Raw genomic sequence first — 2,675 nt, 5'->3', positions numbered from 1 at the left:
AGCATGCATGTTCAAGTATGCGCTTCTGCAGTATGCACAACCTTCGGATCCAGATGATTGATGGTTGCCATGATCTGCCATGGATCAGACAACGCCGGCGCCATGCTCCAACGCTTGCGGTCATCATTGCCGATACGCACCATGCCGGTATGATTTTCCCTGATGTTGTCAGCGTCTTCCTCGACATCATAGAAACCCAGCCGGTAGCGCACCCATTCGATATCTTCCGGCGCGCCCGTCAGAAATTTCCAGCCGTCCCGGATGCCATAACGTTCAGCATATTGCTTGAGCATTTCCGGCGTATCCCGCTCAGGATCCAACGTAATGGAGTACATGAAAACATCCCGCCCCGCGCGCTCACCCAGCATGTTCCGCACTTCCCGGAGATTCGCCGTCGATTTCGGGCAAATGCCGGAGCATTGCGAATACATCATGTTGATCGCAACCACTTTATCGCGGATCAGATCGTCATAGAACTTCACCGCATCGCCTTCATGCGTGTACAGCGTAACGTTGGGAAACGGCGCGGCGCTATCCGCTTTGTATTTTCTGATATTGGGGTTGAGCGCAGGCTTGATTTCATTGAAACCCAGCTTCTGCCAGGCCGAGTTCAATCCCATCAGACCCAATGCCGCCAATCCCATACCGGCCAGTATTTCCCTGCGTGAACCCACAGGTTCATTATTTTCCTTATTCATGATATCCCCCTCTCTCTTTTCTTAACCCAGAATATCCCAGCGCACCATCATGGCGTTGTCCTCATGGATTGTGTTATGGCAATGCATCACGTACTTGCCGGGAAAATCCCGGAACCGCATGAATAACCTTACTTTCTGATTAGGGCCCAGAACATATACATCCTTGCGCCCTTTCTCGTGCACGGGGACAGGCACTTCGATGCCGTTCACGTAGCGATTGAGGATATGCCCTTCCTCGAAGTGAATATGCACCGGATGACTCCAGCCGCCGGACGGATTATCCAATTCCCAGATTTCATAACTGCCCAGCGCCATATTCGCACGCGCGGAACGAGCATTCATAAACCTGTCATTGATCGCCCACATGCCATTTTTACGCTCAAAGCGCCAGTATCTGACCGGAGCCGTCGCGATTTCTGTGGCTTTCGGCCTGCGGATCGGGCGCAGTGTGGCTGGAACCCGGCTGACATCCGGCTCATCCGGCTCGCGGTTGACGATGATCTTGAGCACCTTCATTCCTGGCGCTTTGACGCCCTTGGGCCCGCGCGAACTGGTTTGCTCCCATCGATTCACCAGGTAGAGTTCGGTACCGATTGGATACAAGGAAAAATCCACCACGATATCGGCGCGCTCAGCCACGCCCAGACGGACGTTCTTGCGGTTCAGAAGTGGTTTCGGCAGTAAATTGCCATCATTGGCGATATAGGTGAAAGATTGTTGCACATTGTTAGCCGTCACCAAATGAAACTGATAGAAGCGTGAAGGTCCGGCATTGAGTAACCGCAGGCGATACTTGCGGCTGGCCACTTTCAGCACCGGTTCAATGCGGCCATTGACCGTTACCTTATCGCCTAAGGTTCCTTCCGAATCCAATTCATTGAATACTTGTATCGTATTCGCATCAAAGCGCTTATCCTGGAATGCCAGCGGATAATCATAAGCACCGCTCGGCAGTCTTAAAGCTGCCGGATTCGGATCATGTTCATCACCCGAATCAAGCTCATCGTAGATTAAATAAAAACCAGCCATACCACGGTTAGCGTTGGAGGCGGTAAAATCCAGGCAATGATCGTGGTACCACAGCGTTCCAAGTGCTTCACGCTTATCGCCACCCACCGGATTGCTCGGACTTTTTGGGAACTCATCGTATCCCGCATAGACATTAGGATAGAAATGATCTTTGAACTGCCCTGGACCATTCAAAGTAGGCCCGGCTTTGGTCGGGCTGAAATAATCACCCGGAAAACCATCGCTCTCCGAAGGTGTATGCAAATTATGCAAATGCAAGCTGATTTCCGGCGTGCCAAAACCGCTATGATTTGCGGGTAAATCATTATACAAACGCAAGATCACAGGACGCCCATAGCGGGCATGGATCGTCGGATTTTTATAACCATCTTTACCTACGTAATTCCACGCCAGTTGTTTTTCGTAATCCGGATGAAACTCGTAATCGGTAATTGGTGTAGCACGCAACTCATAGGTATCTGCTTGACCCGGTTGAAGCGGGTAATCTAAGAGACCAAAAAATTCCTCCCACCGTTGATGGCTGGCACGCCCGCATTCTCCATCCGCTGTGCGAGGATCGCACAGCGGCGGATAAGCGCCACTGGCTAAATCAGTTTGTTCCAACAGCTCAGCCGCTTCCGGCAATTCTCTCTGCCAGGGCCGGGTCGGCGGACTGGGTGGTAACGATTCATCAGGAATGGCCTGCGCTGAACTTTTGCGCGACGTTAAAATGGCCGGTGCAGACAGAATCGTGGCACCCGTTGTTTTAAAAAACGCACGCCGTGATTCATTGGATGGAGAATCCGGATCAGTTGTACTCTGACCAGATTCATATTCTCCATTTTTCATGATAATGCCCTCCTACTCTACAGTTATTTTTTAAATTCACACTTTGAGTGTGTCTTGATTATGTATAGGCCCTATCAAACTTATATTGACATCCATCAAATAAAAACCATTTGATGGATG

At 50.7% G+C, this 2,675-nt stretch carries 2 protein-coding genes; both read right to left on the bottom strand.

The window, feature by feature from the left end:
- Positions 1-11: 11 nt before the first annotated feature.
- On the bottom strand, positions 12-698 hold the full coding sequence (locus C4S39_RS14985; RefSeq protein WP_103967728.1) for an SCO family protein: 687 nt from the start codon (positions 696-698) through the stop codon (positions 12-14).
- Between the two features lie 21 nt (positions 699-719).
- A complete protein-coding gene (locus C4S39_RS14980; RefSeq protein ID WP_103967727.1) occupies positions 720-2,555 on the bottom strand; it encodes a multicopper oxidase family protein in 1,836 nt (611 codons plus the stop codon).
- Positions 2,556-2,675 lie beyond the last annotated feature (120 nt).

It is taken from the genome of Nitrosomonas ureae, from assembly GCF_900108305.1.
Classification (GTDB): domain Bacteria; phylum Pseudomonadota; class Gammaproteobacteria; order Burkholderiales; family Nitrosomonadaceae; genus Nitrosomonas; species Nitrosomonas ureae_B.
This window is presented reverse-complemented; position numbering and strand designations above follow the sequence as displayed.